General features: G+C 61.7%; 24 protein-coding genes and 1 tRNA gene. 17 read left to right on the top strand and 8 right to left on the bottom strand.

Features of this window, described 5'->3' with window-relative positions; all coding sequences use genetic code 11:
- The first annotated feature begins 91 nt into the window (after positions 1–91).
- From GVL52_RS03635 to GVL52_RS03625, 3 genes are all read left to right on the top strand, one after another.
- Entirely contained in the window at positions 92–616 is a 525-nt protein-coding gene (locus tag GVL52_RS03635) for a DUF1003 domain-containing protein (RefSeq protein ID WP_160004039.1), read from the top strand.
- A gap of 254 nt (positions 617–870) precedes the next feature.
- Positions 871–1293: a TadE/TadG family type IV pilus assembly protein gene (locus tag GVL52_RS03630; RefSeq protein WP_160004038.1), complete on the top strand. Its 423-nt coding sequence runs from the start codon at positions 871–873 to the stop codon at positions 1291–1293.
- Positions 1294–1301: 8 nt separating this feature from the next.
- Positions 1302–3029 carry a pilus assembly protein TadG-related protein gene (locus tag GVL52_RS03625; RefSeq protein WP_160004037.1) on the top strand — a complete coding sequence of 576 codons (1728 nt, stop codon included), beginning with the start codon at positions 1302–1304 and terminating at the stop codon, positions 3027–3029.
- A gap of 137 nt (positions 3030–3166) precedes the next feature.
- Here the strand turns inward: GVL52_RS03625 and GVL52_RS03620 are convergent, their stop codons facing one another.
- Complete coding sequence (locus tag GVL52_RS03620; RefSeq protein WP_160004036.1) at positions 3167–4540, bottom strand: class II 3-deoxy-7-phosphoheptulonate synthase; 1374 nt, start codon at positions 4538–4540, stop codon at positions 3167–3169.
- A 322-nt stretch (positions 4541–4862) separates the two neighbouring features.
- Between GVL52_RS03620 and GVL52_RS03615 the strand changes: the two genes are divergently transcribed.
- Positions 4863–6191 carry a TadE/TadG family type IV pilus assembly protein gene (locus GVL52_RS03615; protein WP_160004884.1) on the top strand — a complete coding sequence of 443 codons (1329 nt, stop codon included), beginning with the start codon at positions 4863–4865 and terminating at the stop codon, positions 6189–6191.
- Positions 6192–6233: 42 nt separating this feature from the next.
- Here the strand turns inward: GVL52_RS03615 and gor are convergent, their stop codons facing one another.
- From gor to rpiA, 3 genes are all read right to left on the bottom strand, one after another.
- Entirely contained in the window at positions 6234–7619 is a 1386-nt protein-coding gene (gene gor / locus GVL52_RS03610; RefSeq protein ID WP_160004035.1) for a glutathione-disulfide reductase, read from the bottom strand.
- A 110-nt stretch (positions 7620–7729) separates the two neighbouring features.
- Entirely contained in the window at positions 7730–8296 is a 567-nt protein-coding gene (locus GVL52_RS03605) for a DUF2059 domain-containing protein (RefSeq protein ID WP_160004034.1), read from the bottom strand.
- Positions 8297–8312: 16 nt separating this feature from the next.
- Positions 8313–9011: a ribose-5-phosphate isomerase RpiA gene (gene rpiA / locus GVL52_RS03600; protein WP_160004033.1), complete on the bottom strand. Its 699-nt coding sequence runs from the start codon at positions 9009–9011 to the stop codon at positions 8313–8315.
- 194 nt (positions 9012–9205) lie between these two features.
- Here rpiA and GVL52_RS03595 point away from each other — a divergent pair, with 194 nt between their 5' ends.
- The 3 genes from GVL52_RS03595 (at position 9206) to GVL52_RS03585 (ending at position 10928) form a co-directional block, all read left to right on the top strand.
- Positions 9206–9901, top strand: coding sequence for an HAD family hydrolase (locus GVL52_RS03595; protein ID WP_160004032.1), 696 nt, complete (start codon positions 9206–9208; stop codon positions 9899–9901).
- A 272-nt stretch (positions 9902–10173) separates the two neighbouring features.
- Positions 10174–10551 (top strand): hypothetical protein, encoded by a 378-nt coding sequence (locus GVL52_RS03590; RefSeq protein ID WP_160004031.1) that lies wholly within the window; start codon positions 10174–10176, stop codon positions 10549–10551.
- 197 nt (positions 10552–10748) lie between these two features.
- Entirely contained in the window at positions 10749–10928 is a 180-nt protein-coding gene (locus GVL52_RS03585; protein ID WP_160004030.1) for a hypothetical protein, read from the top strand.
- Positions 10929–10950: 22 nt separating this feature from the next.
- Here the strand turns inward: GVL52_RS03585 and GVL52_RS03580 are convergent, their stop codons facing one another.
- The 3 genes from GVL52_RS03580 to lipB all read right to left on the bottom strand — a co-directional run bounded on the left by GVL52_RS03580 (position 10951) and on the right by lipB (position 14288).
- Complete coding sequence (locus GVL52_RS03580) at positions 10951–12597, bottom strand: penicillin-binding protein 2 (RefSeq protein ID WP_244619089.1); 1647 nt, start codon at positions 12595–12597, stop codon at positions 10951–10953.
- A gap of 257 nt (positions 12598–12854) precedes the next feature.
- Complete coding sequence (locus GVL52_RS03575) at positions 12855–13472, bottom strand: TetR-like C-terminal domain-containing protein (RefSeq protein ID WP_160004028.1); 618 nt, start codon at positions 13470–13472, stop codon at positions 12855–12857.
- A gap of 102 nt (positions 13473–13574) precedes the next feature.
- Positions 13575–14288: a lipoyl(octanoyl) transferase LipB gene (lipB, locus tag GVL52_RS03570; protein ID WP_160004027.1), complete on the bottom strand. Its 714-nt coding sequence runs from the start codon at positions 14286–14288 to the stop codon at positions 13575–13577.
- A gap of 183 nt (positions 14289–14471) precedes the next feature.
- On the opposite strand from lipB, the gene GVL52_RS03565 reads away from it, so the two are divergent.
- Positions 14472–14556: transfer RNA gene (locus GVL52_RS03565), tRNA-Leu, on the top strand.
- 323 nt (positions 14557–14879) lie between these two features.
- Here GVL52_RS03565 and GVL52_RS03560 read toward each other — a convergent pair.
- The gene (locus GVL52_RS03560; RefSeq protein ID WP_160004026.1) at positions 14880–15398 is read right to left on the bottom strand and encodes a DUF992 domain-containing protein; all 519 of its coding nucleotides are present in this window, start codon (positions 15396–15398) and stop codon (positions 14880–14882) included.
- A gap of 326 nt (positions 15399–15724) precedes the next feature.
- Between GVL52_RS03560 and GVL52_RS03555 the strand changes: the two genes are divergently transcribed.
- The 9 genes from GVL52_RS03555 to GVL52_RS03515 all read left to right on the top strand — a co-directional run bounded on the left by GVL52_RS03555 (position 15725) and on the right by GVL52_RS03515 (position 25342).
- A complete protein-coding gene (locus tag GVL52_RS03555) occupies positions 15725–16831 on the top strand; it encodes a hypothetical protein (RefSeq protein ID WP_160004025.1) in 1107 nt (368 codons plus the stop codon).
- A gap of 184 nt (positions 16832–17015) precedes the next feature.
- Positions 17016–17942, top strand: coding sequence for a DMT family transporter (locus GVL52_RS03550; RefSeq protein ID WP_160004024.1), 927 nt, complete (start codon positions 17016–17018; stop codon positions 17940–17942).
- A gap of 97 nt (positions 17943–18039) precedes the next feature.
- Positions 18040–18747, top strand: a complete 708-nt coding sequence (locus GVL52_RS03545; RefSeq protein ID WP_160004023.1) for a hypothetical protein — start codon at positions 18040–18042, stop codon at positions 18745–18747.
- A 138-nt stretch (positions 18748–18885) separates the two neighbouring features.
- Entirely contained in the window at positions 18886–20895 is a 2010-nt protein-coding gene (locus GVL52_RS03540) for an acetyl/propionyl/methylcrotonyl-CoA carboxylase subunit alpha (RefSeq protein WP_160004022.1), read from the top strand.
- 122 nt (positions 20896–21017) lie between these two features.
- Positions 21018–22286, top strand: coding sequence for a hypothetical protein (locus GVL52_RS03535; protein WP_160004021.1), 1269 nt, complete (start codon positions 21018–21020; stop codon positions 22284–22286).
- A 135-nt stretch (positions 22287–22421) separates the two neighbouring features.
- Positions 22422–23549, top strand: coding sequence for an S-(hydroxymethyl)glutathione dehydrogenase/class III alcohol dehydrogenase (locus GVL52_RS03530; RefSeq protein WP_160004020.1), 1128 nt, complete (start codon positions 22422–22424; stop codon positions 23547–23549).
- Entirely contained in the window at positions 23549–24013 is a 465-nt protein-coding gene (locus tag GVL52_RS03525; RefSeq protein ID WP_160004882.1) for a GNAT family N-acetyltransferase, read from the top strand. Before GVL52_RS03530 ends, GVL52_RS03525 begins: the two co-directional genes overlap by 1 nt.
- A 189-nt stretch (positions 24014–24202) precedes the next feature.
- On the top strand, positions 24203–24781 hold the full coding sequence (gene gfa, locus GVL52_RS03520) for an S-(hydroxymethyl)glutathione synthase (protein WP_160004019.1): 579 nt from the start codon (positions 24203–24205) through the stop codon (positions 24779–24781).
- A 99-nt stretch (positions 24782–24880) separates the two neighbouring features.
- A complete protein-coding gene (locus GVL52_RS03515) occupies positions 24881–25342 on the top strand; it encodes a YaiI/YqxD family protein (RefSeq protein WP_160004018.1) in 462 nt (153 codons plus the stop codon).
- Position 25343 lies beyond the last annotated feature (1 nt).

Below are 25343 nucleotides of genomic sequence, written 5' to 3'. Positions count from 1 at the left end.
CGCATATTGTGCGATGCGGCAGCTGTCGCATTGCTTTTTGAGCGCAGACCAGAATACTCCCGATCGAACAAAGCCATTCGGGAGTCGCGCCATGAACAATCTCTCCAGTCTCGTCCACCTGCATTTCGACAAGCAAGCCAGCGAGCTTGGCGATATCGAGAAACGCGTGCTCGCCAAGGCGCATGAGCGCAAGATCATCTCCACCGACATCAACGCCGCCCTCAAGGCCGAAGCCTCGGTGGGCGAACGCATGGCCGACGGCATCGCCCGCATCGGCGGCTCCTGGGGCTTCATCACCACCTTCCTGGTCTTCCTGGTGGCCTGGTGCGCGGTCAACACCGTGGTGCTGGCCACCCGCGCCTTCGATCCCTACCCGTTCATCTTCCTCAATCTCATTCTGTCGATGATAGCCGCCATCCAGGCGCCGATCATCATGATGTCGCAGAACCGGCAGGCCGAGCGCGATCGCTTCGAGGCTGCGAAGGATTACGAAGTCAATCTGAAGGCGGAACTGGAAGTGCTGTCGCTGCACCAGAAGATCGACTTGCAGGTGCTGACCGAGATCGCGGCATTGCGCGACGATATCGCCAAACTGACGCGGAAAGTCGGGAGCTGAGCCGCGCCGCGGCATTCGCCCGGCGTCCAGAGCCCGAGACTGCATCGCACGCGTCCATTCCACACCCTAAAGCGCTACCATTGATTGCCTTTTTTTAAAATCACCTTGCGGATGCACGGTGTATCAACTTTGTACAGACGAACATCTCACAGGTACACGTCTGGAGTTCATTAGGTAAGCAAAAATTAAGTGAACAGAATGTATCCTTTGGTTGTCTTCGCTTCGGTGGAGACCCTCGCAAGGGAGTGCAGTGAATGAAGAACGTCCGACGTTTTCTCGCAAATCGGCGCGGCGCTGCAGCAATAGAATTCGCGATTATCGCTCCCCTGTTCCTGCTCGTCCTTCTCACCCTCATTGCTTACGGGATCTACCTCAGCGCGTCGCATGCCCTGCAGCAACTGACCGCGGATGCAGCGCGTACCGCCGTTGCCGGCCTTTCGGAGCAGGAACGCACGCAGCTGGTGAACAACTACATCGCCGTGTCGACCATGAACGATCCGTTGATAGACCGCACCAAGCTTCAGGTGACCGTCGCCACCGATCCACAGAACGGCAATCAGTTCACGGTCACGACGGTATACGACGCCAGCGCGCTACCGATCTGGAATCTATACACGTTCCCACTTCCCGACACAAAGATCAGGCGCTTCGCGACAATCCGCATGGGGGGCATATGAAACGGAGTATGCGTGCATATCTGGCCGACCTTGCTGTCGCCCGCAATGGCAATATTGCGATCACGGCGGCACTCTGTGCGCCGCTGGTCATCTATACGCTGGCGCTTGGCGTCGACTTCGGGATGATGACATTGCAGCAGCGCCGGCTGCAGCAGCTAAGCGATATCGGCGCGATCGTTGCCGCGTCCGATATCAGCAATGCAGCGAACAACCTTGTTTCCAACTTCCAGCAGAATGGCCTGAAGGTGGCGGTAAAGTCAGGCGTCGCTTACGCAACGCCGAACGGAACCAAGCTGCTGAGTGCAGCGCAGCTCGCCGCCTATGACGCCGTGGTTCAATACACGCCAGGGGTTTACATTGCCGATCCGAGCGTCGCGCTGAGCCAGCGGTTCGTCACCGGCACCCAGCCATACGACGCCGTCAAGGTTGCAGTGCAGCAGAAAGCCGAGATGACTTTCGCCGCGGCCCTGATGTCACCGCCGACGCTGAGCGCGACGGGAACAGCGTCGGCCTCCAAGGTCGCGGCATTCTCGGTCGGCTCGCGTCTGGCCAGCCTGAATGGCGGCGTCCTCAACGCCGTCCTCGGCGGGCTGCTCGGCACCACCGTCTCCCTCAAGGTGGCAGACTACGACGCACTGGTGTCCGCCAATGTGGATTTGCTCTCCTATCTCGATCTTCTGGCGACCAGGCTCAACCTGACCGCCGGCACCTATGACGACCTGCTGGAGACCGATATCGCCTATCCCCGCCTGCTCGACACCTTGGCCGTCATGCCGGGCCTGACGCCAACGGCGACGAAGGCCATAACATCGATCTCGAAGGGTCTCGGAACGACGCAGCTGAAGGTCAAGCTGCAGAACCTCGTCAGCCTCGGTTCCGTTGGCGAGCGCGCGATCGGCACCGGAACGCATCTGCTCGTCGAAGCCAGCGCCCTCGACATCATCTCGACCACCGCCTTTGCCGCAAACCAGAACAAGCAGCTCTCGGTCAACCTGGCGGCCACGATACCGGGCCTCACAAACGTCACGCTCAAACTCTCGGTCGGAGAACGACCGAAGGGGCTGGCCTCCAACGCCATCGGCGCGACCGGATCAGCCGTCAGAACAGCGCAGATCCGCCTCGCCATCGAGGCCACCGTCCCGGGCCTTGGCACCATCGCCGGCATCAAGGTTCGCGTGCCGCTCTATGTCGAAGCAGCCTATGCAGAGGCAAAGCTGGCGAACTTCGCCTGCCTCGGTGGCGGTGCCAAGAATGCCAGCATCGGCGTGGACGTCGTGCCCGGCGTTGCTGAAATCGCGCTCGGCGATGTCGATCCGACGGCGATGGCGAATTTCGGCAGCAAGCCGCGCGTCACTGCCGCGACGATTATCGACGCCCTGCTCTTGAAGGTGACGGCGCGATCCGATGTCAATCTCACCAACACCAGCAAGACGCGTCTGACATTCCAGCCCAACGACATCACCAACAAGACCGTCAAGAACGTCTCGACCCGCGACACACTCACCTCGGCCACCCAGTCGCTGATTGCCGGCACCGACCTGCAGATCCAGCTTCTGATCCTGACGCTCGGAACCAACAAGGCGGTGATGTCGGCAATCGCCGATACGCTCTCGGGTGTCACGGCGCCGCTCGATGACGTGCTCTACAATACCCTGCTGATGCTCGGCATCAAGATCGGCGAGGCCGACGTTCGCCTCACCGACGCTCGCTGCCAGCAATCGGTGCTGGTGCAATGAAACTCTGACGCTGAGCCGCCAGCCTCGTTCTCCGCCTCGTGGCGGCAGACCGGCACGCCGGGCGAACGTTTTAAGCAGAAAGCCCGGCACTGTGGCCGGGCTTTCTGTCAATCCATCGGTCTTGCAGTTGGCCGCGGTCAGCCGTTGACGGCCATCCGCTTTTCGTCGCGGCCACCCTTCATCCGCTCGGCCAGCAGGAAGGCCAGCTCGAGCGCCTGGTCGGCATTGAGACGCGGGTCGCAATGGGTGTGATAGCGGTCGTGCAGGTCTTCGGCCGTCACGGCGCGCGCACCACCGGTGCATTCGGTCACATCCTTGCCGGTCATCTCGATATGGATGCCGCCCGGATGCGTACCCTCGGCGCGATGGATCTGGAAGAAGCTTTCGACTTCCGACAGGATCCGCTCGAACGGACGGGTCTTGTAGTGGTTCAGCGTGATCGTGTTGCCATGCATCGGGTCGCAGGACCAGACGACCTTGCGGCCTTCCTTCTCGACTGCACGGATCAGGCGCGGCAGATGCTCGGCAACCTTGTCATGACCGAAACGGCAGATCAGCGTCAGACGACCGGCTTCGTTGGCCGGGTTCAGCACGTCGATCAGGTTCAGCAGATCGTCCGCCTGCAGTGTCGGGCCGCACTTCAGGCCGATCGGGTTCTTGATGCCGCGGCAATATTCGACATGCGCATGGTCGAGCTGACGCGTACGGTCGCCGATCCAGATCATGTGGCCAGATGTGGCGTACCAGTCGCCGGAGGTCGAATCGACGCGGGTCAGCGCCTCTTCATAGCCAAGCAGCAGCGCTTCGTGGCTGGTGAAGAAATCCGTCTCGCGCAGCGCCGGCTGGTTCTCGGAGGTGATGCCGATCGCCGTCATGAAATCCATCGTCTCGCTGATGCGATCGGCAAGCTTGCGGTAGCGCTCGCCCTGCGGGCTGTCCTTGACGAAGCCGAGCATCCACTGATGCACGTTCTCGAGGTTGGCATAGCCACCCATCGCGAAAGCGCGCAGAAGGTTCAGCGTCGCAGCCGACTGGCGGTAAGCCATGGCCTGGCGTTCCGGGTTCGGAATGCGCGCCTCTTCGGTGAACTCGATGCCATTGACGATGTCGCCGCGGTAGCTCGGCAGGGAAACGCCATCGAGCGTTTCGATACCGGAGGAGCGCGGCTTGGCGAACTGTCCGGCAATGCGGCCGACCTTGACGACAGGCAGCTGCGCACCGAACGTCAGAACGACTGCCATCTGCAGGAAGGCGCGGAAGAAGTCGCGGATGTTGTCGGCGCCGTGTTCGGCAAAGCTTTCGGCGCAATCACCGCCCTGCAGCAGGAAGCCATTGCCTTCCGCCACATTGGTAAGGTGCTTCTTCAGGCGGCGCGCTTCACCGGCAAAGACCAGCGGAGGATAGGATGCGAGCTGGGCTTCCGTCGCCGCAAGCGTTGCCTGATCCGGATAATCCGGCACCTGCTGGATCGGTTTTTGCCGCCAACTGTTCGGAGTCCAATTCTGTGCCATCTCGTTCACCTGTCCAGTATCCGGTACCGGCCGGATATCCCGTCTTGAAAATATGGGGCGGCTTATAACCGTTTAGCGTCGGCTTGCATAGCGGGCCTCTGGCGAGCTTTCACCGGCCGGCAAAGACCTGCCGAGGGCGCCGGTTCAGCTGTTGGCCGGGCGGATCGGAAACCTTCGCTGCAATGTTAACGGCGAATACACCAAGACGCTTTGTATCTAATTTAGGCATCGCGGGTATAAATACCCAAACGCAAACGGCAAAGCATGATGCTCCTGCCTTTTCACCGATGCATGGTGGGACTTTGGGAGCAGTCTTGTGCGTATGTTAAACCGTCTTGTTTCAAACCGTTCCGGTAATTTCGGCGTGCTCACCGCGCTGCTGATGGTGCCCATCATCGGCGCCGGCGGGCTGGCGATCGATTTCACCCATGCGCTGAGCCTGCGGACCCAGCTGCAGGCGGCAGCCGATGCGGCGGCGGTCGGTGCGGTCGCACAGAAATCCGCGGCAATGACCCAGGCGCAGGCGATGACCGGAGACGGCGCCATTGCCCAGGGCAAATCGGACGCGCAGGACATCTTCCGTGCGCAGTTGTCCGGCGAACTGCTGGACTTGCCCGTCAACGTCCAGGTCAACGTGGCAAAGACAGGCGGCGTCCTGACCTCGTCGGTAACCTTCAACGCACGCGTCTCCACCACCTTCATGCAGGTCCTCGGCCAGACCAGCATGCCGATATCGGGCGCAGCCACGGCACGCTACGAGACACCGTCCTACATGGATTTCTACATGCTGCTCGACAACACGCCCTCGATGGGCGTGGGTGCAACGGCCAGCGACATTGCCACGATGAAGACTGCCACCGCTGCAGGCCATGACGGCGGCAAGGACAAGAGCTGTGCGTTTGCCTGTCACATCGTCTCGACATCCGGTGTCGAGGACAAGAACAGCTACTATAACGTCGCGCGCAACAATGGCGTGACCATCCGCATCGACGTCGTCGCCGCCGCCGTCAAGGCGCTGATGCAGAAGGCGCAGGACACCGAGACGGTCGCCAGCCAGTTCCGCGTCGCTGCCTACACCTTCGGCAAGACCGCGCAGGATGCCAAGCTCTACAAGGTTGCCGATCTCAGCGACAATCTCAAAGGCGTCGGTTCGGCCACGACAGGCATCGAACTGATGAGCATTCCGTACCAGAACTACAATAGTGACCAGCAGACCAGCTTCGACACCGCCTTGAAAGGCATCTCGGCAGAGATCAGCGGCACTGTCGGCCAGGGGACGAGCAATGCAGACCGACAGAAGATCGTCTTCTTCGTCGCCGACGGCGTCGGCGACAGTTACAAGCCCGTCGGCTGCACCAGCCCGAAGGGTGCCAGTTCCGGCCGCTGCATCGAACCGATCGACACCACCAACTGCACGACGTTGAAGAACCGCGGCGTCAAGATCGCCGTACTCTATACGCCATACCTTCCCTTGCCGGAAAACAGCTTCTACACCACCTGGGTCGCCCCGTTTGCGGCCAGCATCCCCACCAGGATGCAGGAATGCGCCACCCCGGGCCTCTACTTCGCCGTCAGCCCGACGGACGGTATCGCCGACGCCATGAAGGCGCTGTTCCTGAAGATCGTCAGCACCCCCCGCATCACCAGCTGAGGGCATCACCAGCTGAGGGGCATCAACCCTTGGCGCGCAGGATCAGACCCGCACGCCGTTGCGCAGCCGGTAGCTCGGCGCATACATGGTGACCAGCTCTTCGGCGGCCGTCGGATGGACGGCCATGGTCCGGTCGAAGTCATCCTTGGTGGAGCCGGCCTTCAGCGTGATGCCGAGCAGCTGCGCCATTTCGCCGGCATCGTGGCCGAGGATGTGGGCGCCGATCACCTTGCGGCTGGCCGCATCGACCAGCAGCTTCATGATCATCTTTTCCGTCCGCCCTGAAAGCGTCGCCTTCATCGGCCGGAACTGCGCCCGGTAGACCTCGACCTCGCTGTAGCGCTTGCCGGCCTCTTCCTCGCTCAATCCCACCGTGCCGATTTCTGGCTGCGAGAACACGGCGGTGGCGATCGTCTCGTGGTCCGGCTTGGTCGGGTTGTTCTTGTATTCGGTCTCGATGAAGCACATCGCTTCGTGAATGGCGACCGGCGTCAGCTGTACCCGGTCGGTGACATCGCCCAGCGCATAGATGTTGTCGACACTGGTGCGCGAGTAGTCATCGACGATGATGGCACCATGCTCGTTGGTCCTGACGCCGGCAGCCTCGAGGCCGAGCCCATGCGAGTTCGGCACCCGGCCGATTGCCAGCATCACCACATCGGCGTCGAGCATCCCGTTGTTCAGCGTCTCGACCTTCAGACCGTCCTCACCCTTCGCCACGCTCTTCAGCATGTCGTGGCAGAGGATGCGGATGCCCTTGGCGGCCATCGCCTCATGCAAGCCACGGCGCAGGTCGTGGTCGAAGCGCGAGAGGATCTCGGCGCCACGATAGACCAGCGTCGTCTCGACGCCGAGGCCGTGGAACACGTTGGCGAACTCGACGGCGATGTATCCACCGCCGACAATGACGATCTTGCGTGGCAGTGCTTCGAGATCGAAGGCCTCGTTCGAGGTGATGCACAGATCATGTCCCGGCAGCGCGCCGTGATGGTTCGGCTCGCCGCCGGTGGCAATCACGATGGTCTTGGCGGTCACCGTCTTTCCCGAGCTCACCAGCCGCACCGTATGCGCATCGACGAGTTCGGCCCGCGTCTCGAATATCTCGGCATTGGCGCTTGAAAGGCCCTTCTTGTAGAGGCCTTCCAGCCGGGTGATTTCCGCATCCTTGGCGGCAATCAACTTTTTCCAGTCGAACGTGCTTTCGCCCACGGTCCAGCCAAAGCCTGCCGCATCCTCGAAATGCTCATGATACTGCGATGCATAGACGAACAGCTTCTTCGGGACGCAGCCGCGAATGACGCAGGTACCGCCGTAGCGATACTCTTCCGCAATCGCGACCTTCTTGCCGAGTGCCGCGGCAACACGCGCGCTTCGCACCCCACCGGAACCGCCACCGATGACAAAGAGGTCGTAATCATAGGCTGTCATGGGGATCTCCGGCAGGAATCGTCTGGAAGGAAGCTTTGATATAGTACCGATCGCCCAAAAAACAAAAGCCCGGACGATGCCGGGCTTTCGTAGAGGCGATGGTGAAAGCCTTACGGCTTCGGGGCAGGCTTGGCCGCAGGCGCCGCAGCCGGTGCCACTTCGGCGGCCGGTGCAGGCTTGACGATCTTGGCAAGCTCGGTGCTGGCGCCCTTCTGCAGGTCACGCGAAATGCCCTGCGCCCAGATGTCGGCTGCCTTGACGGTTTCGCGCGATGCGATCGGACCGTCCTTGAGCAGCTTCTGACCGACCGGCGAGCCGTAGAAGGCGGCAATGGCGTTCAGCTCTTCGACCGTGAATGCCTTGGCATAGGTCAGTGCCGCTTCCTTTTCGAGGTCGGCGCGGCGTGGTGCCAGCGCCAATGCCTGCTTGTCGACTTCCGACGTGATCTGATCCTGGTAGTTCGGCGAATCCTGGATCAGGTCGGCCTTCAGGCGTTCTGCAAGGCCCGGCAGGATATTGTCGAACTGGGTGGTGGCGCCGATCGCGTCGATGGCCGCGCGCGCTGCCTTCAGCTGTTCGGGCGATGCTTCCTGGGCATGGGCCACGGAGCCCAGCGCAACGGCCGAAAGAATGACGGTCGCAGCAGCAAAACGGCCAAAACCTGCAAATTTACTCATGAGTTCCATGCTCCTGTTACCTGGTTGCCCGCAGCTCGCGCGCGCCCGCCGGACCTGCGATAATCGCAAGCGCGGCCATATTGAGAAAGAGTCCGTGTTCCACGACGCCTGGGATTGCGTTCAATGCGCTTGAAAGCGCCTCTGCATCAGGAATGCGGCCAAAAGATGCGTCGATAATATAGTGTCCGCCATCCGTGGTGAAATCGCCGTCGCCGGACTGGCGAAGCGTTAGTCCACCCGTCAAACCAAGCTTGGCAGCGGTTTTCTCGATGGCAATCCGCGTCGATACCAGGCCGAACATGTTGACCTCGATCGGCAGCGCAAACGCGCCGAGGGTTTCGACCAGCTTGCTCTCGTCGGCGATCACGATCATCCGCGCCGAGGTCGCAGCAACGATCTTTTCGCGCAGCAGCGCCCCGCCGCCGCCCTTGATCAGCCGCAGCCCGGCATCGAGCTCATCGGCGCCGTCGATGGTGAGGTCCAGTTCGGGCAACTCGTCGAGCGATTTCAGCGGAACGCCAAGCTCGACGCACAGCCGGGCCGTGCGCTCGGACGTCGGAACGCCCTCGACCTTGAAACCGTCGGCAACCTTTTCCGCAAGCAACCGCACGAATTCCTCGGCAGTACTTCCAGTGCCGATTCCAAGACGCATCCCATGTTCGACATGGGCAAGTGCTGCCGCGGCGGCTTTGATCTTCATTTCGCGGGCATCCATGCGCCGCTTACTCCAAATGTTGCGTTGGTTGCGTTGTTTACACGCCCCGCCTGCCAAACGAAAGCCAAAATAACGTGGCGCTTTCGAAATCCGAAACAGAGGACGGATCACGGCCGCAACCCGGTCAAAGCGTTGCTTTTGCGGGCTCCATCGCTTAACCCGGCATCACCCCAACAGCAAACAGGCGAACTCCATTGACCCCTGCCCTTGTCGTCTTCGATCTCGACGGAACGCTGCTCGATACCCATGTCGATCTGGTCGAGAGCCTCAACCACACCATTGCAGCCCTCGATCTGGCGCCCGTCAGCTACGATGACCTGACCCATCTGGTCGGCCACGGCGCCAAGGTGATGATCGAGCGCGCCTGCAAGCTGCAGGGCCATCCGCTGGAGCCGGAAGCGCTGCCTGTGCTGCTCGACCGTTTCATCGTCCATTATACCGAGAGCATGCCCGGCAAGACCGTCCCCTATCCCGGCCTGATCGACGCGATGGATCAGTTGAAGGACAAGGGATACCGGCTCGCGGTCTGCACCAACAAGCTGGAGGGCCTTGCCCGGACGCTGCTGGAGCGGTTGCAGCTCACCCATTATTTCGACGCGATCACCGGTGGCGACACATTTGCCGTGCGCAAGCCCGATGCGGCCCATCTGCTCGGCACCATCGAAAAGGCGGCTGGCGACGCACGCCGTACGATCATGATCGGCGACAGCGCCAACGACATTCTCGTCGCCCGAAACGCCGGGATCCCCTCGATCGCCGTTCCCTTCGGCTATTCCGATGTGCCGATCGAAACGCTGGAGCCGGGCCTGATCATCGCCGATTTCAGTGAACTGACGCCGGAACTGGTCGAAACGCTGCTCGGCCGCGTCACCCCGATCCCATCAGCATAAGTCAGCCTGGCGTAACAAAACAAGGTTGTTTATCACGAAAAAAGTGTCCTCAGATTGTGATAAATAGCCTGTCTCGTCCTCAAGTTTAGAGAAGCGCGACCGCGATCAACAGCCGATCAAATCCGGTCGCGAGGCCGTGATTTCATGTGATAAAACGTGGGTAAATCCAGCCATTCCTCTTCACATTCCCGCCTCAATTCGAGCGCGAACTGGCTCTTGCCGAGGGTAAGGCTCGTAACGTTGTCTGCAACGATGGATTGAGGAGATCTACTATGCGCATTCAATTATCCGCCGCTATTGCGGTTCTCGCCCTTGGTATGGCCGGTTCGGCCCTCGCCCAACCGCTCTATTCCGATGATTACACCAATGACAGCGACGGCTTTGCTCCCGTGAAGGTTGCGCCTGCCAAGCCCGTTCACTATGCCGCCCACAAGGCACCGGAATATTCGAACGACTACACCAATGACAGCGACGGTTTCGCTCCCGTACGCGTGTCGCAGGCAGCACCGAAGGTCGACAGAATGGCGACCGCCAGCATCAGGAAGCTTCCCGCCTGCGATGATTCGCCGATAGGCCACGGCCTGCACACGATGGGTGGCGACAGCGGCGCTTCGCACACCGACGCCTGCCGCGACATCGGCATCAAATAGCCAGATCGCATCATGGGCGGGCCGGCGTCTTCTCCGGCCCGCCCACGCATCTTCTCCCCCCTGCAGACCCCCGATACCATTCGCCCGCGCTTATGCCGCATTGGCAATCCACAGGCCATGCATGATAGGATGCCGATATCCCCGGCAAGCAGCATCGCAAGGCAGCATCGGCCGGGGGCATGGAGGCGGAGGAGCAGATGGCAGAGGCACAGAAGCGCATGTCGCAGACAACGCTCAAGCGGCGGCAGAAATTTCACCCCAGGCGAGACGTCAGGCCTGCGGTGTTATTGCAGGCCAATCGGCTGGCGGTCCGGGTCGCCGCGATCGTGATCGTCGCATTTCTTGCCGTCGTCGCGCTTCAACTCGCCTTCGGCTAGGCGACGGCGCCAACATCTCGGCTCAATAGCCGACCAGCAGGTTGTTGCCGAAATCCGGCTGGACGCCGAGCATCGGTGCCACGCGCTTGACGATATCAGCCACCATTGGTGCCGCATTGTTGGTGGCGAACGTCATGCCGTGATCGCCCTTGCGCGGCTCGTCGCAGAAGGAGAGCACCACATATTGCGGACTCATGATCGGGAAGGCCGCAAGGTAGGCGTTGAAACTCAGGACATGCGAGTATTTGCCGTTGATCACCTTGTTCGCCGTGCCGGTCTTGCCGCCGACATGGAAGCCCGGCACGTCGGCGCTGCGCCCGGACCCTTCCTCGCCATTGAGCTTGAACAGCGCGCGGATCGTGTCGCTGGTGCTCTGCTTCACCACCACCTCGGCGACATTGTTGGCCTCCTCGGCGGTGCGCGGCAGGAAGGTCGGCTCGATCAGCTTGCCGCCATCGACAAGCGCCGCCCCCGCCACCGCAGTCTGCAGCGGCGTGGTGGCCACGCCGTGGCCGAAGGAAACGGTGATCGAGTTGATCTTCTTCCAGACTTTCGGCTGGCTCGGGGTCTTCACCTCGGGCAGTTCCGTCTGCATCCGTGTCAGCAGGCCGAAGCGCTTCAGGTATTCGCGCTGCAGGTCCATGCCGACGCTGTCGATCATTCTCGCCGTTCCGATGTTGGACGAATATCGGAAGACCTCCGGCACGGTCAGCCAGCGGCGCGGCACATAGGCATCGTCGTGAATGGTGAAGCCGCCCATATGGATCGGCTGCGTCGCATCGAACGTGTCGCTGAGCTTGACCAGGCCGCTATCGAGCGCCAGCGCCATGGAAAACGTCTTGAAGGTCGAGCCCATCTCGAAGGTGCCGTTCGACATCCGGTTCAGCCAGCCGTCGTTGCTGCCAGCCGCATTCGGATCGTTCGGGTCGAAATCGGGCGCCGAGGCCATGGCCAGCACTTCGCCGGTATGAATGTCGAGAATGACCGCACCGGCGGCCTTGCTTTCATAGCGGGTGATCGCGTCTGCCACCACGTCGTGAACGACGTTCTGCGCCCGCAGATCGATCGACAACCGGACCGGCGCCAGACTGTCCGACGCGGTCAATCCGGCAGACGCCAATGCCGACAGCCCTTGCTCGTCGAGATATTTCTCCATCCCGGCAACGCCGTGATTGTCGATATCGACGTAGCCGAGAATATGCGCCGCAGTCCGCCCGCCCGGATAGAACCGCTTCACCTCCGGCCGGAACCCGATCGCCGGAATGCCGAGCTTCAGCACTTCGTTCTGCTGCTTGGGCGACAACTGCCGCTTCAGCCAGGCGAAATGCGAGCGCTTGTTGGAGAGCTTTTCGTACATCGATTTCCGGTCGAGATCGGGAAACACGCTCGAGAGCTTTTCGACGGCATCATCGACATCGACGATCTTGATCGGCTCGGCAAACATCGACACCGTGCGGATGTCGGTGGCCAGCACCTGGCCGTTTCGGTCATCGATCTCTGGCCGCGAGGCCACATTCGAGGGCCCGGGCGGTATCGACGCCATATCGACGCCAGCCTGCTCCGCGTAATAGACGAGCTTGCCGAAAATGACCGTATAGGCAACGACGATGGCGCCGCCGACGATGACCAGCCGTGATCGCGAACTGGGTGATTTCCGGCGTGGCTTCATCAACCGTCTGCCGCCGCCGCGAGCCCCGAAATCAAGGCTCACGAGCCGGCCGCTTCTGGCTGCAAGAGTTTGAATAATGGACATGATTGCACAGCTTGCTGGATGATGATCGATCAACGATCGCTCGCATCGTTAATGCAATTCATCTAGCGTTAAGATCGTTAACGCGACATTAACGATGCGCGTCGGCCTGTGCGATCGGTGCCTCATCAAAGCAACGTGATCGCCTGCACCTCCATCAAGCTGCAAGCTGCCGCCTACTCCGGATCGTTCTCGAAGATCGCGTACTCACGAACCGATGTCTGGCCGTCGAACGGGATTTGCAGGGCGCCGGATGAAATCGCCATATCGACGAGTTCAAGCTGGTACGCCTTGGTGATGATCTGGCCGGTGAAGAAGATCCGGTAGACGATCGGCGCGAACACCAGATCGATAATCCGGTCCGCGTCCGGCACCGGCTCGCCACGCCCTTGGCATCGGTCGCAGAGATAGAGCAGGTTCATATAGGTGTAGCCGGCGCTGATCTGGGCGATCTTGACGTTCGTCAGTCGCTCGCGAAACAGCGCATGCATCGGCCCCGACGAGAAATCATCGACCGCCTGCTCCACCCACACCGCGAGATCGCCGCGGAAGCTTCCGGTGTCCGGCGGGATCGCATCCGGAACGAAGTGATGATTGGCCACATCGGCCAAAAGCTGCGGCAGTGTCTGCCAGCGCCGATAGATGGTCGATGGTGGAACCTCGGCGCGCGCCGCGATCAGGGCGATGCTCAACTCCTGCCCCGCCTCTTCCGCCATCAGATCCCTGACGGCGCCATGCACCGCGATCTGAATACGCTCGCTTCGGCCCCCCGGCCGGATAAGTGTTCTCGCCATTCTGCCCCCAGACTGATCTGCGGAGCGACTAGCATGAACAGCCAGGTTCTCCAAGGTGCAGAACCACCGGGTTGGGGAGGACGCAGCACGACGCCGTCTTGCTCAGCCGTCGTTGACGGTCTCACCGAAAATCGTCTCGAACGCCGCGCGCAGCCTGATATCGACATCGGCCATCATCACCGGCAACCCGAGATCGACAAGGCTGGTCACGCCATAGGCCGATATCCCGCAGGGAACGATGCCGCCGAAATGGTCGAGATCAGGCTCGACGTTCACCGACAGCCCGTGGAACGTCACCCATTTGCGCAGCCGGATGCCGAGCGCGGCGATCTTGTCTTCCGCCACCGTTCCATCCGGCAGCGGCGGCCTGTCGGGACGACAGACCCAGACGCCGACGCGATCCTCGCGGCGCTCGCCACGCACGTTCATCTGATCGAGGGTGCGGATGATCACCTCTTCCAGCGCCGCCACGAAAGCCCGCACATCCTGGCGCCGGCGCTTCAGATCGAGCATCACATAGGCGACCCGCTGGCCCGGGCCATGATAGGTATATTCCCCGCCCCGCCCGGTGGCGAACACCGGAAACCGATCCGGCTGCACCAGATCTATGGCATTGGCGCTGGTGCCCGCGGTATAAAGCGGCGGATGTTCGAGCAGCCAGACGAGCTCGTCGCCGCCCTCGGCGATCTCTGCCACTTCCCTCTCCATGATATCCACAGCCTCCTGATAGGGCACAAGCCCGTCGGAGATGCGCCAGCGCACGGGGCGCGAACCGGCCTGCGGAAACATGGAAAACTCGAGATCTGTGCGTAACATGGCCGTTCCTTGTCGCCTGGCCCGTGTTTTCCGGCCGGCAGCTGCGAAGGTCTATATGGCCTCGTTTCGGCTCCGATTCAAACGCTGTCATCTATTTGAAAAAATCTGTGATAGCGCCCTTGTGTCCCCGGAATCCTTTTGCTACATGCTGCGTCGCCGGCACAAACCGGCACCTACCACGATGCGGTCGTGGCGGAATTGGTAGACGCGCAGCGTTGAGGTCGCTGTGGGGCAACCCGTGGAAGTTCGAGTCTTCTCGACCGCACCATCCCCTTTTCAGGGGCAATCACATCACATGTGATTTTGACTTGGCCCACAAGTCACGCGGCATAAGACATGCCCCATCTTCGACAAGTCCACTTCGATGCCTCGGTGCAATATCCAGGCTGGACATCCATCCCCCGACATCGTCAAACAATCGTCATCGTAACCCTGTCGATCGCCCTGCCGCACAACGGCTCTTGAGAAAAACAAGGGTGCATCGCGATTCGCGTGGTGTCATCCGCGAATCACTCGCCACCTGCTCTCGCCCAACAACAAGGCCGAGGCTCCGCGACATCGATATCGCTCGGCCTCGGCTGTGGTGACTGATTATCGGACAGCCTTCAGCTGAAGCCGCGAAACGCCGGCCGCGACGTTGAGGCCCGTTCCCGCCTCGCCGCTCAGCGGCTGCAATGCGAAATTCTTGGCGTTGCCACCGACCAGCGCGTTGGCGCCGAGGCCGACACCGACAGATGCCGCTGCCGAAGCACCGACATAGGTGCCGGCAAGCGCACCATCGCCGACGCGGGTCGGCGCGGTATTGACCACCACCCAGCTCAGATAGCTCTTGCCGGTGACGCCGACATCGAGACCCAGCTTTCCGATATTGCCGGCGTAACGCTCGACCCTGCCGGTGCTCTGCTTGAACTGGCACTCGACGGCCTTGCTGGAGCCGATAAGCAGACCGACACCGCCGGCGACCTCGCAGGAAAGCGTTCCAAGGCGCTGCTTCGGCTCGGTGGCCACCTGTTGCGCCGGATGCTTGCTGTGCTTGGGGGTGGAGGCCGCGTTGGCGACAGGCACGACAGCCAGGCTTGCAGCGGCTGCGATCAACAGAATCTTGTTCATGGATGTTTCCTTCTTTTCTTTTCTCGCAGCTCTAAACGCGCCGAAACCGAGTTCGTTCAAATTCAGCGCTGAATTGCGTTCTGACCTGTCGCAAGGCCACGCTGGGCTCGTCTCGCTTGCACCCACACCCTGCCGATCAAGCGATCAGGCCACAGATGAAAAAGTCAGTGGATTGATTTCATTCAGCTATTGAGAATATGGCACGACAACCTATTGTCGCACGCTCTTCGCGCGGGTGCGAAACGGATCGGGTTTCTCGTCGTCTGGCACGGCCCTTTTTCGCGACCTCCCGCTTTATATTTCAGTGATATCCATCAAGGCAGCTCATGACATTTCCGACTGTAACATTGCCATCGCGCCCGCTTGCGCTCGCTTGCGGCGTGCTCTCCATGCCGAAGGCCTATTATCTCTCGACCCCTGTCCTGCTGTTGATCGTGGCATTGATGGTGATCGCGGAAGCGCCGGGGATTCTGCGCGATTACAAGATCAGCGGCAATCCGGTTGTCGTCGAGGATGGCAGCATCCGCGATGGAAAATGCACCACCCGCAAGGCCATATTCACCACCTGCAACGCCAAGCTCGGCTATATCTACAACGGCCAGAGCTACGAGAGCGACGTCGAGATCATGTTCGTCGATCTTCACAGTGGCGACTACGAGACCAATCTGGTGATCTCGGGCGAAGAGCCGGCCCTTGCCACGCTCAGCCTCGGGCTGGACATGCTGTGGAACCGGATCATCACATTGGCCATCTTTGCGGCTCTGCTGACCGGCGCCTGCGTGATGATGATGTTTCTGGCCCTGCGCCTGCTATTGGTCTGGAGGCATCTGCGTCATCCGGCCCGGCTCGTGGCGCTGCCGGTGGAAATCACCTCTGTGAATAACAAGGGCAACCGCTTCACCATCAACTACGCCGACAAGCTGAGCGACAGGAAGACCGGGCGTACCGCGCTGACACGGTTCGAGCGCGGCCAGGAGCCGTTGATCGTCGGCGAGAGCGGCGGCAAGGCCGTGGCGCTGGCGGTCTGGCACGGCGATACCGCACTCCCCGTTCTGCTCGACAGTCGCCTGGAGCGCATTGCCTTGACCGACGAAGAGCGTGCCGCGGCACTTGCTCCGCTGACCGAGGAACTGACGGCAATCGAGCGGCAGCAGGCGTCCGATTTGGTCGATCCGGCGAAGAAAGGCCCGTCCCTCAAGAAAAGACTGACGATGATTCTGCTTGTCATCCTGCTGATCGTCGGTGGCTTCCTCGGCTACTGGCTGTGGTACGTCACCAGCGCCGCCTCGCAGTTCAACTCGCCGGGTATGGACTTCAACAACATGATGCCGGCACCGTTGAACCGCTGGGGTTGCGACCAGCTGAAAAGCCGGTTCGGCAACGATCGCGCACCATTCGGCTGCGTCGCCGGCGATTATACCAGCTGGAAATAGCCCCTTCTTGCATCAGGTCAGAGGACGTCCGCCCAGGGCGCCCTCTGACAGCTGCAACACGGCCGATCCGCCATGGCCATTGTCAACCGACAGGAGAATCAACGATATCAACGCGCTCTCTATCTTTCCGCGGGATAATGTGATCGTTTGACGCTGCCCTCCAGCCCAATGAAATCTCTCCTCGATGTCTGATCAATCCGACCTGCACAATCCCCTGCAAGGCATGGCCCTGATGGCCGGCGCCATGATCGTCCTTCCGGCCATGGACGCGATTGCCAAGTACATGGCGACCTTCGAGGGCATGTCGCCGGCACAGATCACGTTCTACCGCTTCTTTTTCCAGCTCGTCTGCACGCTGCCGATCCTGTTCGTGATGTTCGGATGGGGCGCGCTGTCGGCCAAGCGCCCGTGGATGAACCTTTTGCGTGGCGTCCTGCATGGGGCTGCCAGCCTGCTGTTCTTCATGGCGGTCAAATACATGCCGCTCGCCGATGTCTTCGCCATCTATTTCGTCGAACCGTTCATGCTCGCCGGCCTTTCGGCGGTGTTTCTGGGCGACAAGGTCGGCTGGCGGCGCTGGGCCGCGATCGTCGTCGGCTTCGCAGGCGCGATGATCGTCATCCAGCCGAGCTACGAAGTCTTCGGCCTGAAGGCGCTGCTGCCGGTCTGCTGTGCCTTTCTCTATTCGCTCTACCTGTTTCTCAACCGCGCCATCGGCAATGCCGATTCGCCGCTGACGATGCAGACCATGGCCGGCATCGGCGGCACGCTCTTCATGTCCGGCGCGCTCGTGGTGGGAAACGGCATGGGCATCGGCGATTTCGACGTCTCCCTGCCCACCTCGCTGCTCGGCCTCGTGCTGCTTTTGATCCTCGGTTCGATCTCGGGCTACGCCCACATGATCGTCGTCCGCGCCTTCCGCATGGCGCCGTTGTCGCTGCTGGCGCCGTTCCAGTATTTCGAGATCATCTCGGCCACCATCCTCGGCTATGCGCTGTTCGGCGATTTTCCGAACTTTTCCAAGTGGGTCGGGATCATGATCATCGTCGCCTCGGGGCTGTTCATCATCTGGCGTGAGCGCGTGCAGGCGCGGTCGCTAAAACAGGCCTGACTGCATCAACCTCCTGTTAACCCCGCCCGTTGAGGGAACATCAATTCGCTGGCGCTAGAACAAACTTCGGCTTCATGATGAAGCCTGGAGAGAAAAGATGAGCGAAATTCGACTCGCTTTTCCGGCATGTGTCATCGCCGGAAAGCATCGGCTTGCCGTGGAGGACATCAGTCTTCTGCGCAAACACAGTTTTCCGGATGGAATCCGGACACCTGACGACGTGGTCGTCATGCTGGCACTGAACAATTCCTGCCGCCAGAAATGCCCCGAATGGAATAGCTACTTCGTCGAGCAGCTTGCGGCCTTCATCGTCCATTACAGTTATCCACAGGGTTCGCTCGACGAAATCAACGTCGCATGGCTGATGCGCATGGTGGCAACCGATGGCGTCGTCAACTCGCCGCTGGAGCTGGAACTCGTGCTGCACGTCATGGAGATTTCCGCCCATGTGCCCGACGAGCTGCGGGCCTTTGCGCTTGACCAGCTCAGGTTCGCCATTGCCGAAAACGTCGGTGCCTATCATCTCGATCGCCCGCTTTCCCGCAAAGGCATTACCCGCCAGGATATCGACTACATCATGCGGATCCTGCGCAACGTCAGCGATGGCGGCGTCATCACCGTCCAGCCGCTGACCTGGGGCGTGATGATGCGCATCGGTGAGGAGACGCTCCCGGCGTCGAATCATCCGCGCTGGGCGGCCATCACGGCCGCGCTCCGGCTGGTGGAATATGCCGAGGCCCCGCGCCGCAGCCGCTGGCTCCGCATCGTTGACGACAGCCTCGGCGGTGAATCGGCCGTCGCCTGATCACCGGCTCGTGCCCATCCTGCCCGTGCCCGCCCCGATCTTGCCTGCCCCGCCTTGCCCGTGCCGATCTTGCCCATGATTGTGCGTTCCGGTCTTTATGCTTAAGACTCCGGAGCGCATGTCACGGGTGGAGTCTTCATGTTCGAGAAAATCCTGATCGCCAACCGCAGCGAGATCGCTTGCCGCGTCATCAAGACTGCGCGCCGCATGGGCATCGCGACGGTCGCCGTCTATTCGGATGCCGATCGTGATGCGCTGCATGTCGAAATGGCCGATGAAGCCGTCCACATCGGCCCGGCGGCCGCAGCCGACAGCTATCTGGTGGCCGAAAAGATCATCGCCGCCTGCAAACAGACCGGCGCCCAGGCCGTCCACCCCGGCTACGGTTTCCTCTCCGAGCGCGCCTCCTTCTGCGAGGCGCTGGAGAAGGAAGGCATCGTCTTCATCGGTCCCAAGCCGAAGGCGATCAAGGCGATGGGCGACAAGATCGAATCGAAGAAATTCGCCAACGCCGCCAATGTCTCCACCGTCCCCGGCTATCTCGGTGTCATCGACAGCGCCGAACAGGCCGAAAAGATCGCCGGCGAGATCGGCTACCCCGTGATGATCAAGGCGTCGGCCGGCGGCGGCGGCAAGGGCATGCGGATTGCCTGGAGCGAGGCCGAGGTCCGCGACGGCTTCGACCGCGCCCGCTCGGAAGCCAAGAGCTCGTTCGGCGACGACCGTGTCTTCATCGAGAAATACGTGGTCGATCCCCGCCACATCGAGATCCAGGTGCTGGCCGACGCCCACGGCAACGTCGTCTATCTCGGCGAACGAGAATGCTCGATCCAGCGCCGCAACCAGAAGGTCGCAGAAGAAGCGCCCTCGCCCTTTCTCGACGAAGCCACCCGCGCCGCCATGGGCGAGCAGTCGGTGGCGCTGGCCAAAGCCGTGGACTACCAGAGTGCCGGCACCGTCGAATTCATCGTGGACGGCAACCGCAATTTCTACTTCCTCGAAATGAACACCCGCCTGCAGGTCGAGCACCCGGTCACCGAACTCGTCACCGGCGTCGATCTCGTCGAGCAGATGATCCGCGTCGCAGCGGGCGAAAAGCTGCCGTTCCAGCAGTCGGACATCAGGCTGAACGGCTGGGCCGTCGAAAGCCGCATCTACGCCGAAGACCCCTACCGCAACTTCCTGCCCTCGATCGGCCGCCTGACACGCTACCGGCCCCCTTCTGAAGGAAAGACCGGCAACGCCATCATCCGCAACGACACCGGCGTCTTCGAAGGCGCCGAGATCTCGATGTATTACGATCCGATGATCGCCAAGCTCTGCACCTGGGCACCGACCCGTCTCGACGCCATCGAGGCGATGGGTCAGGCGCTCGACGGTTTCGTCGTCGATGGCATCGAGCACAACGTCCCCTTCCTCGCAGCCCTGATGAAACACCCGCGCTGGCGCGAGGGGCGGCTCTCCACCGGCTTTATCGCCGAGGAATACCCTGACGGCTTCCAGCCGGTCACGCCCGATGCGCACCAGCAGGCGATCCTCGCGGCAATCGCGCTCTCCGCGTCGCTGATCGACGCCAATCGCCGCGAGAATTTCGCCGACCGGCTGCGCAGCGCCTCCGATGCGCTTCGCGACGTCTGGAGCGTCAGGCTCGGCGACGCGTATATCGATGTCCGCCTGCTCGACGGCCTCGTCACCCTCCCCTTCGAGATGGACATGGAGATCGCAGGCGAGACGCTCTCCGTTGTCACCGACTGGAGACCGGGTGATCCCGTCTGGCGTGGCAAGATCGGCAGGCAGCGCATCACCGCGCAACTGCGCCCTATCCTCAACGGCATGCGGCTCGACTGGCAGGGCCTGTCGGTGAAATCGAGAGTGATGACGCCGCGCCACGCCGAACTCGATCGGCTGATGCCGGTCAAGCTGCCGCCTGATACCTCCAGATTGCTGCTCTGCCCGATGCCGGGCCTCGTCGTCTCGATCGCCGTCATCGAAGGCCAGGAGGTCAAGGCCGGCGAAACGCTTGCCGTCGTCGAGGCGATGAAGATGGAAAACGTGCTGCGCGCCGAGCGCGATCTCACGGTCGGCAGCATCAATGCCAAGGCGGGAGAAAGCCTCGCCGTCGATGCCGTCATCATGGAATTTGCCTGACCCGTTAAGGCACAGTTTGTTGGTCCGCAGCCGCCTTTCAGCACCAGCCGCCACCCACCTTTGTTAACGCGCAGCCTTTAACATAAGGGAAATCCGGCATCGACGCCGGACCGGAGCGTGCCATGAGCGTGATGCAATCTGCCCTGCTGTTGCTGCTGATCAATCTCGGTCTGCTCTGGCTGCTGATGCGCATGCCGGTGGGCCTCAGAACGCTGCGGCTGCGCCGGACCTTTGCCTGCTCGCCGGAGACGCTGTGGAGCGCCATGAACCCGTCGGGCAGTGCCGCCAACTGGCATCACTCGATGATATCGAGCACCCCGCGTGCCGATGGCACCAATGTCGTCGAACAGACCTTCACGCTTCCCGACCGGCACGGCGAACCGCTGCGCCGTCTGCTGGCGCTGGAACCGGTGCTTGCGGTTGCCGGCAATGCCCGCGGCTTTCAATCCTCGATCATCGACGACAGCACCCTCGACGTGTCCTTCTGGCAGGATTTTCGCGAACGCCGCATCGTCCGTCCGACCAAGGATGGCGCAATCCTTGAGATCGACCAGACCGACCGCTATCGCGGCCTCGCCTTCCTGATCTTCCGCTATTTCGCGCTCCGTCGTGAAATGCAGGCGCTATCGGGATGGCTGAAAACCGGCCAATCGCAGCCGCAGGGCTATTTCGAGCATCCGCTCGTGCAGGTCGCGCTCGCCGTTCTGTCGACGCTGCTGCTTTGGCCCTTCCTCGGCCTGACGCAACAGGGCCTGATGATCTCGACCTTCCTGACCGTCGTCATCGCCCTGCACGAACTCGGCCACATGGCAGCCTACCGGATGTTCGGCCACACCTCGGTGAGAATGATCTTCATCCCCTTCCTCGGCGGCATCGCCATCGGCAGCAGGCCTTACCGATCGCTGTTCGAGGTCGCCACCTGCGCGCTGATGGGATCGGGCATGTCGGCCTTCTTCGTGCCGATCCTCATCCTCGGCAGCCATCTGACCGAACAGGACATCCTGCCGCCGGCCACCCGCGCGCCGCTCTTGGTCTTCCTGCTTATTCTCGGCACCTTCAACCTGCTCAACCTGCTGCCGATGCACCGCTTCGACGGTGGCCAGGTGCTGCGGCAGATCTTCCGCACCCGCAAGTCGCAGATCGTCGCGAGCTTCATCGTCACGCTCTGCATCCTGTCGATCGGCTTCGAGATCGGCCTTCCCGCCCGGTATCTCGTCGTCGGCCTGCTGGTCTTCACCCTCGTCAGCCTGATCGGCGGCGGCTCGTTCAAGCCGCGCCAGAAGCTCGACGAGATGAACGGCGGCGAGCGCATGCTGGTCTCCTTCGGGCTCTACGCGGCGATTGCCATGCACGGCTATGCCGTCATCACCGCGATCGACAAGCTGTTCTGACGCAGACGGCACAGCGACCGGCGCAAGCCGCTCATCTGACAACGAATTTATCCCATCCGACGGGTTTTCCCTTGAGCCTGACTTGCCCCGCGTGCAAAAGTCCGCGCAATCAAATCAGCATTGGAGAATCCGAAGATGGACGTTCGCGCCGCCGTTGCCGTACAGGCAGGAAAACCGCTCGAAGTCATGACCGTACAGCTCGAAGGCCCGCGCGCCGGCGAAGTGCTGATTGAAGTCAAGGCGACCGGAATCTGCCATACCGACGATTTCACCCTGTCGGGCGCCGACCCGGAAGGTCTGTTTCCGGCCATTCTCGGCCATGAAGGTGCTGGTATCGTCGTCGATGTCGGCCCCGGCGTCACCTCGGTGAAGAAGGGCGACCACGTCATTCCGCTCTACACGCCGGAATGCCGCGAATGCTATTCCTGCACCTCGCGCAAGACCAACCTCTGCACCTCGATCCGCGCCACTCAGGGCCAGGGCGTCATGCCTGACGGCACCTCGCGCTTCTCGATCGGCAAGGACAAGATCCACCACTACATGGGCTGCTCGACCTTCGCCAACTTCACCGTCCTGCCCGAGATCGCGCTCGCCAAGGTCAACCCTGACGCGCCGTTCGACAAGATCTGCTACATCGGCTGCGGCGTGACGACAGGCATCGGTGCGGTCATCAACACCGCCAAGGTCGAGATCGGCGCCACGGCCATCGTCTTCGGCCTCGGCGGCATCGGTCTCAACGTGCTGCAGGGCCTGCGGCTTGCCGGCGCCGACATGATCATCGGCGTCGATATCAACAATGATCGCAAGGCCTGGGGCGAACGCTTCGGCATGACCCACTTCGTCAACCCGAAGGAAGTCGGCGACGACATCGTGCCTTATCTCGTCAACATGACCAAGCGCCACGGCGACCTGATCGGCGGCGCCGACTATACGTTCGACTGCACCGGCAACACCAAGGTGATGCGCCAGGCACTCGAATCCTCGCACCGCGGCTGGGGCAAGTCGGTCATCATAGGCGTCGCCGGCGCCGGCCAGGAAATCTCCACCCGTCCGTTCCAGCTGGTCACCGGCCGCAACTGGATGGGCACCGCCTTCGGTGGCGCCCGCGGCCGCACCGACGTGCCGAAGATCGTCGACTGGTACATGGACGGCAAGATCCAGATCGATCCGATGATCACCCACACCATGCCGCTCGACGACATCAACAAGGGCTTCGAACTGATGCATTCGGGCGAGAGCATCCGCGGCGTCGTGGTCTATTGATCCCTTCGCCCACCTACACGGTCGATGTGCGGGGGCTCGATGAGTTCTCCGCCATCGACCTCTACGCCATGCTGAAACTGCGGGTGGACGTCTTTGTCGTCGAGCAGGCATGCGCCTATCCCGAGCTCGACGGCAACGACGCCGCCTGCCTGCATCTGCGCCTGCGCGATGGCGCGGAGCTGCTCGCCTGCGCCCGCTTGCTGCGCCCGACACCGGACGCCCACCCCCGCATCGGCCGCGTCGCCGTCTCGCCGGATCATCGCGGCAAGCGCCTCGGCGAAGCCCTGATGCGCGAGGCGATCGCCGCCTGCGAAAAAGCCTATCCCGGCCAACCGATCGAAATCTCCGCCCAAGCGCATCTGGAGACATTCTACGGCAGCCTCGGCTTCGTCAGGATTTCGGACGAATATCTCGAGGACGGCATTGCCCATGTCGACATGCTGCGCCAGACCGACGCTGCCTGAGCGCCATACAGCTTGATCACATCAGCAACGGTTGCAAGCGGATGCATTCGAGCGAAAGCATCCGGGGCGTGGTAGTGTCGGCTGCGAGAAACACCACGCAATGCGGTACGACTTTGAAATCGCCTGCGGCTTTTTCACAAATTGATCCTGATTTGGGAGCCGTCGGCAGCTGAGGAGGAGACGCTGACCATGGCATACCAGGTATCGATCCATCCCGCCCTTGATGGCGGCGTGAAGAAGGGCCAGGCAAATTTCAACGGCGGTACGCTGGTCTGCGCCTGCGCCGACCGACCGGTCAAGGTCGCGGTCAAGGGAACCGTCGCCCACAATCACGCCTGCGGCTGCACCAAATGCTGGAAGCCCGACGGCGCTGCTTTTTCGGTCGTCGCCGTCGCGTCGACCGACAATGTCACCGTGCTGGAGAATGGTGACAAGCTGCAGATCGTGGACAAGGCCGCGCTGATCCAGCGCCATGCCTGCAGGGCGTGCGGTGTCCACATGTATGGACCGGTCGAGCGTGACCATGCCTTCAAGGGGCTGGCCTTCGTGCATCCCGAGCGCTTCCGGGAAACCGGATGGCCCGAACCCACCTTTGCCGCCTTCGTCTCTTCGGTCATCGAGGCAGGTACGCCGCCTTCGGCGATGACATCGGTGCGCAGCCGGCTCGGCGAACTCGGCCTCCACCCCTACGATTGCCTCAACCCGACGCTGATGGATGTGATTGCAACCTGGGTGGCGAAGACAGCAGGCACGCTGAAGGAGGCCTGACGGCTTGAATATCAGGCAGAAGACGGACTATGAGTCACCAGACAAAAGCCGCTACGCGTCCGATGACGCGTGGCGTTCAGACAAAACAGATGGATATGAATGATCTACGTTGACGCCGATGCCTGCCCGGTGAAGCCGGAAATACTCAAGGTCGCCGAACGCCTCGATATCGAGGTGACCTTCGTCGCCAATTCCGGCCTGCGCCCGTCGCGTGATCCGATGGTCCACAATGTCATTGTTTCCAATGGCTTCGACGCTGCCGACGACTGGATCGCCGATCATTGCGGCCCCGGTGACGTCGTCATCACCGCCGACGTGCCGCTCGCCGTGCGCTGCGTCGCCACCGGCGCCCAGGTCACCGGCCCGACCGGACGCATCTTCGACGACACCAATATCGGCATGGCCAGCGCCATGCGCGATCTCGGCGCCCATCTGCGCCAGACCGGCGAGAGCAAGGGCTACAATGCCGCTTTCAGCCCCAAGGATCGCTCGCGTTTTCTCGAAACATTCGATCGCCTGTGCCGCCGCGCCAAGGCGGTCACGCCAAAATCCGGAGAATAGA

Origin of the sequence: Rhizobium sp. 18055 (assembly GCF_902706285.1) — a bacterium.
Lineage (GTDB): Bacteria > Pseudomonadota > Alphaproteobacteria > Rhizobiales > Rhizobiaceae > Rhizobium.
This window is presented reverse-complemented; position numbering and strand designations above follow the sequence as displayed.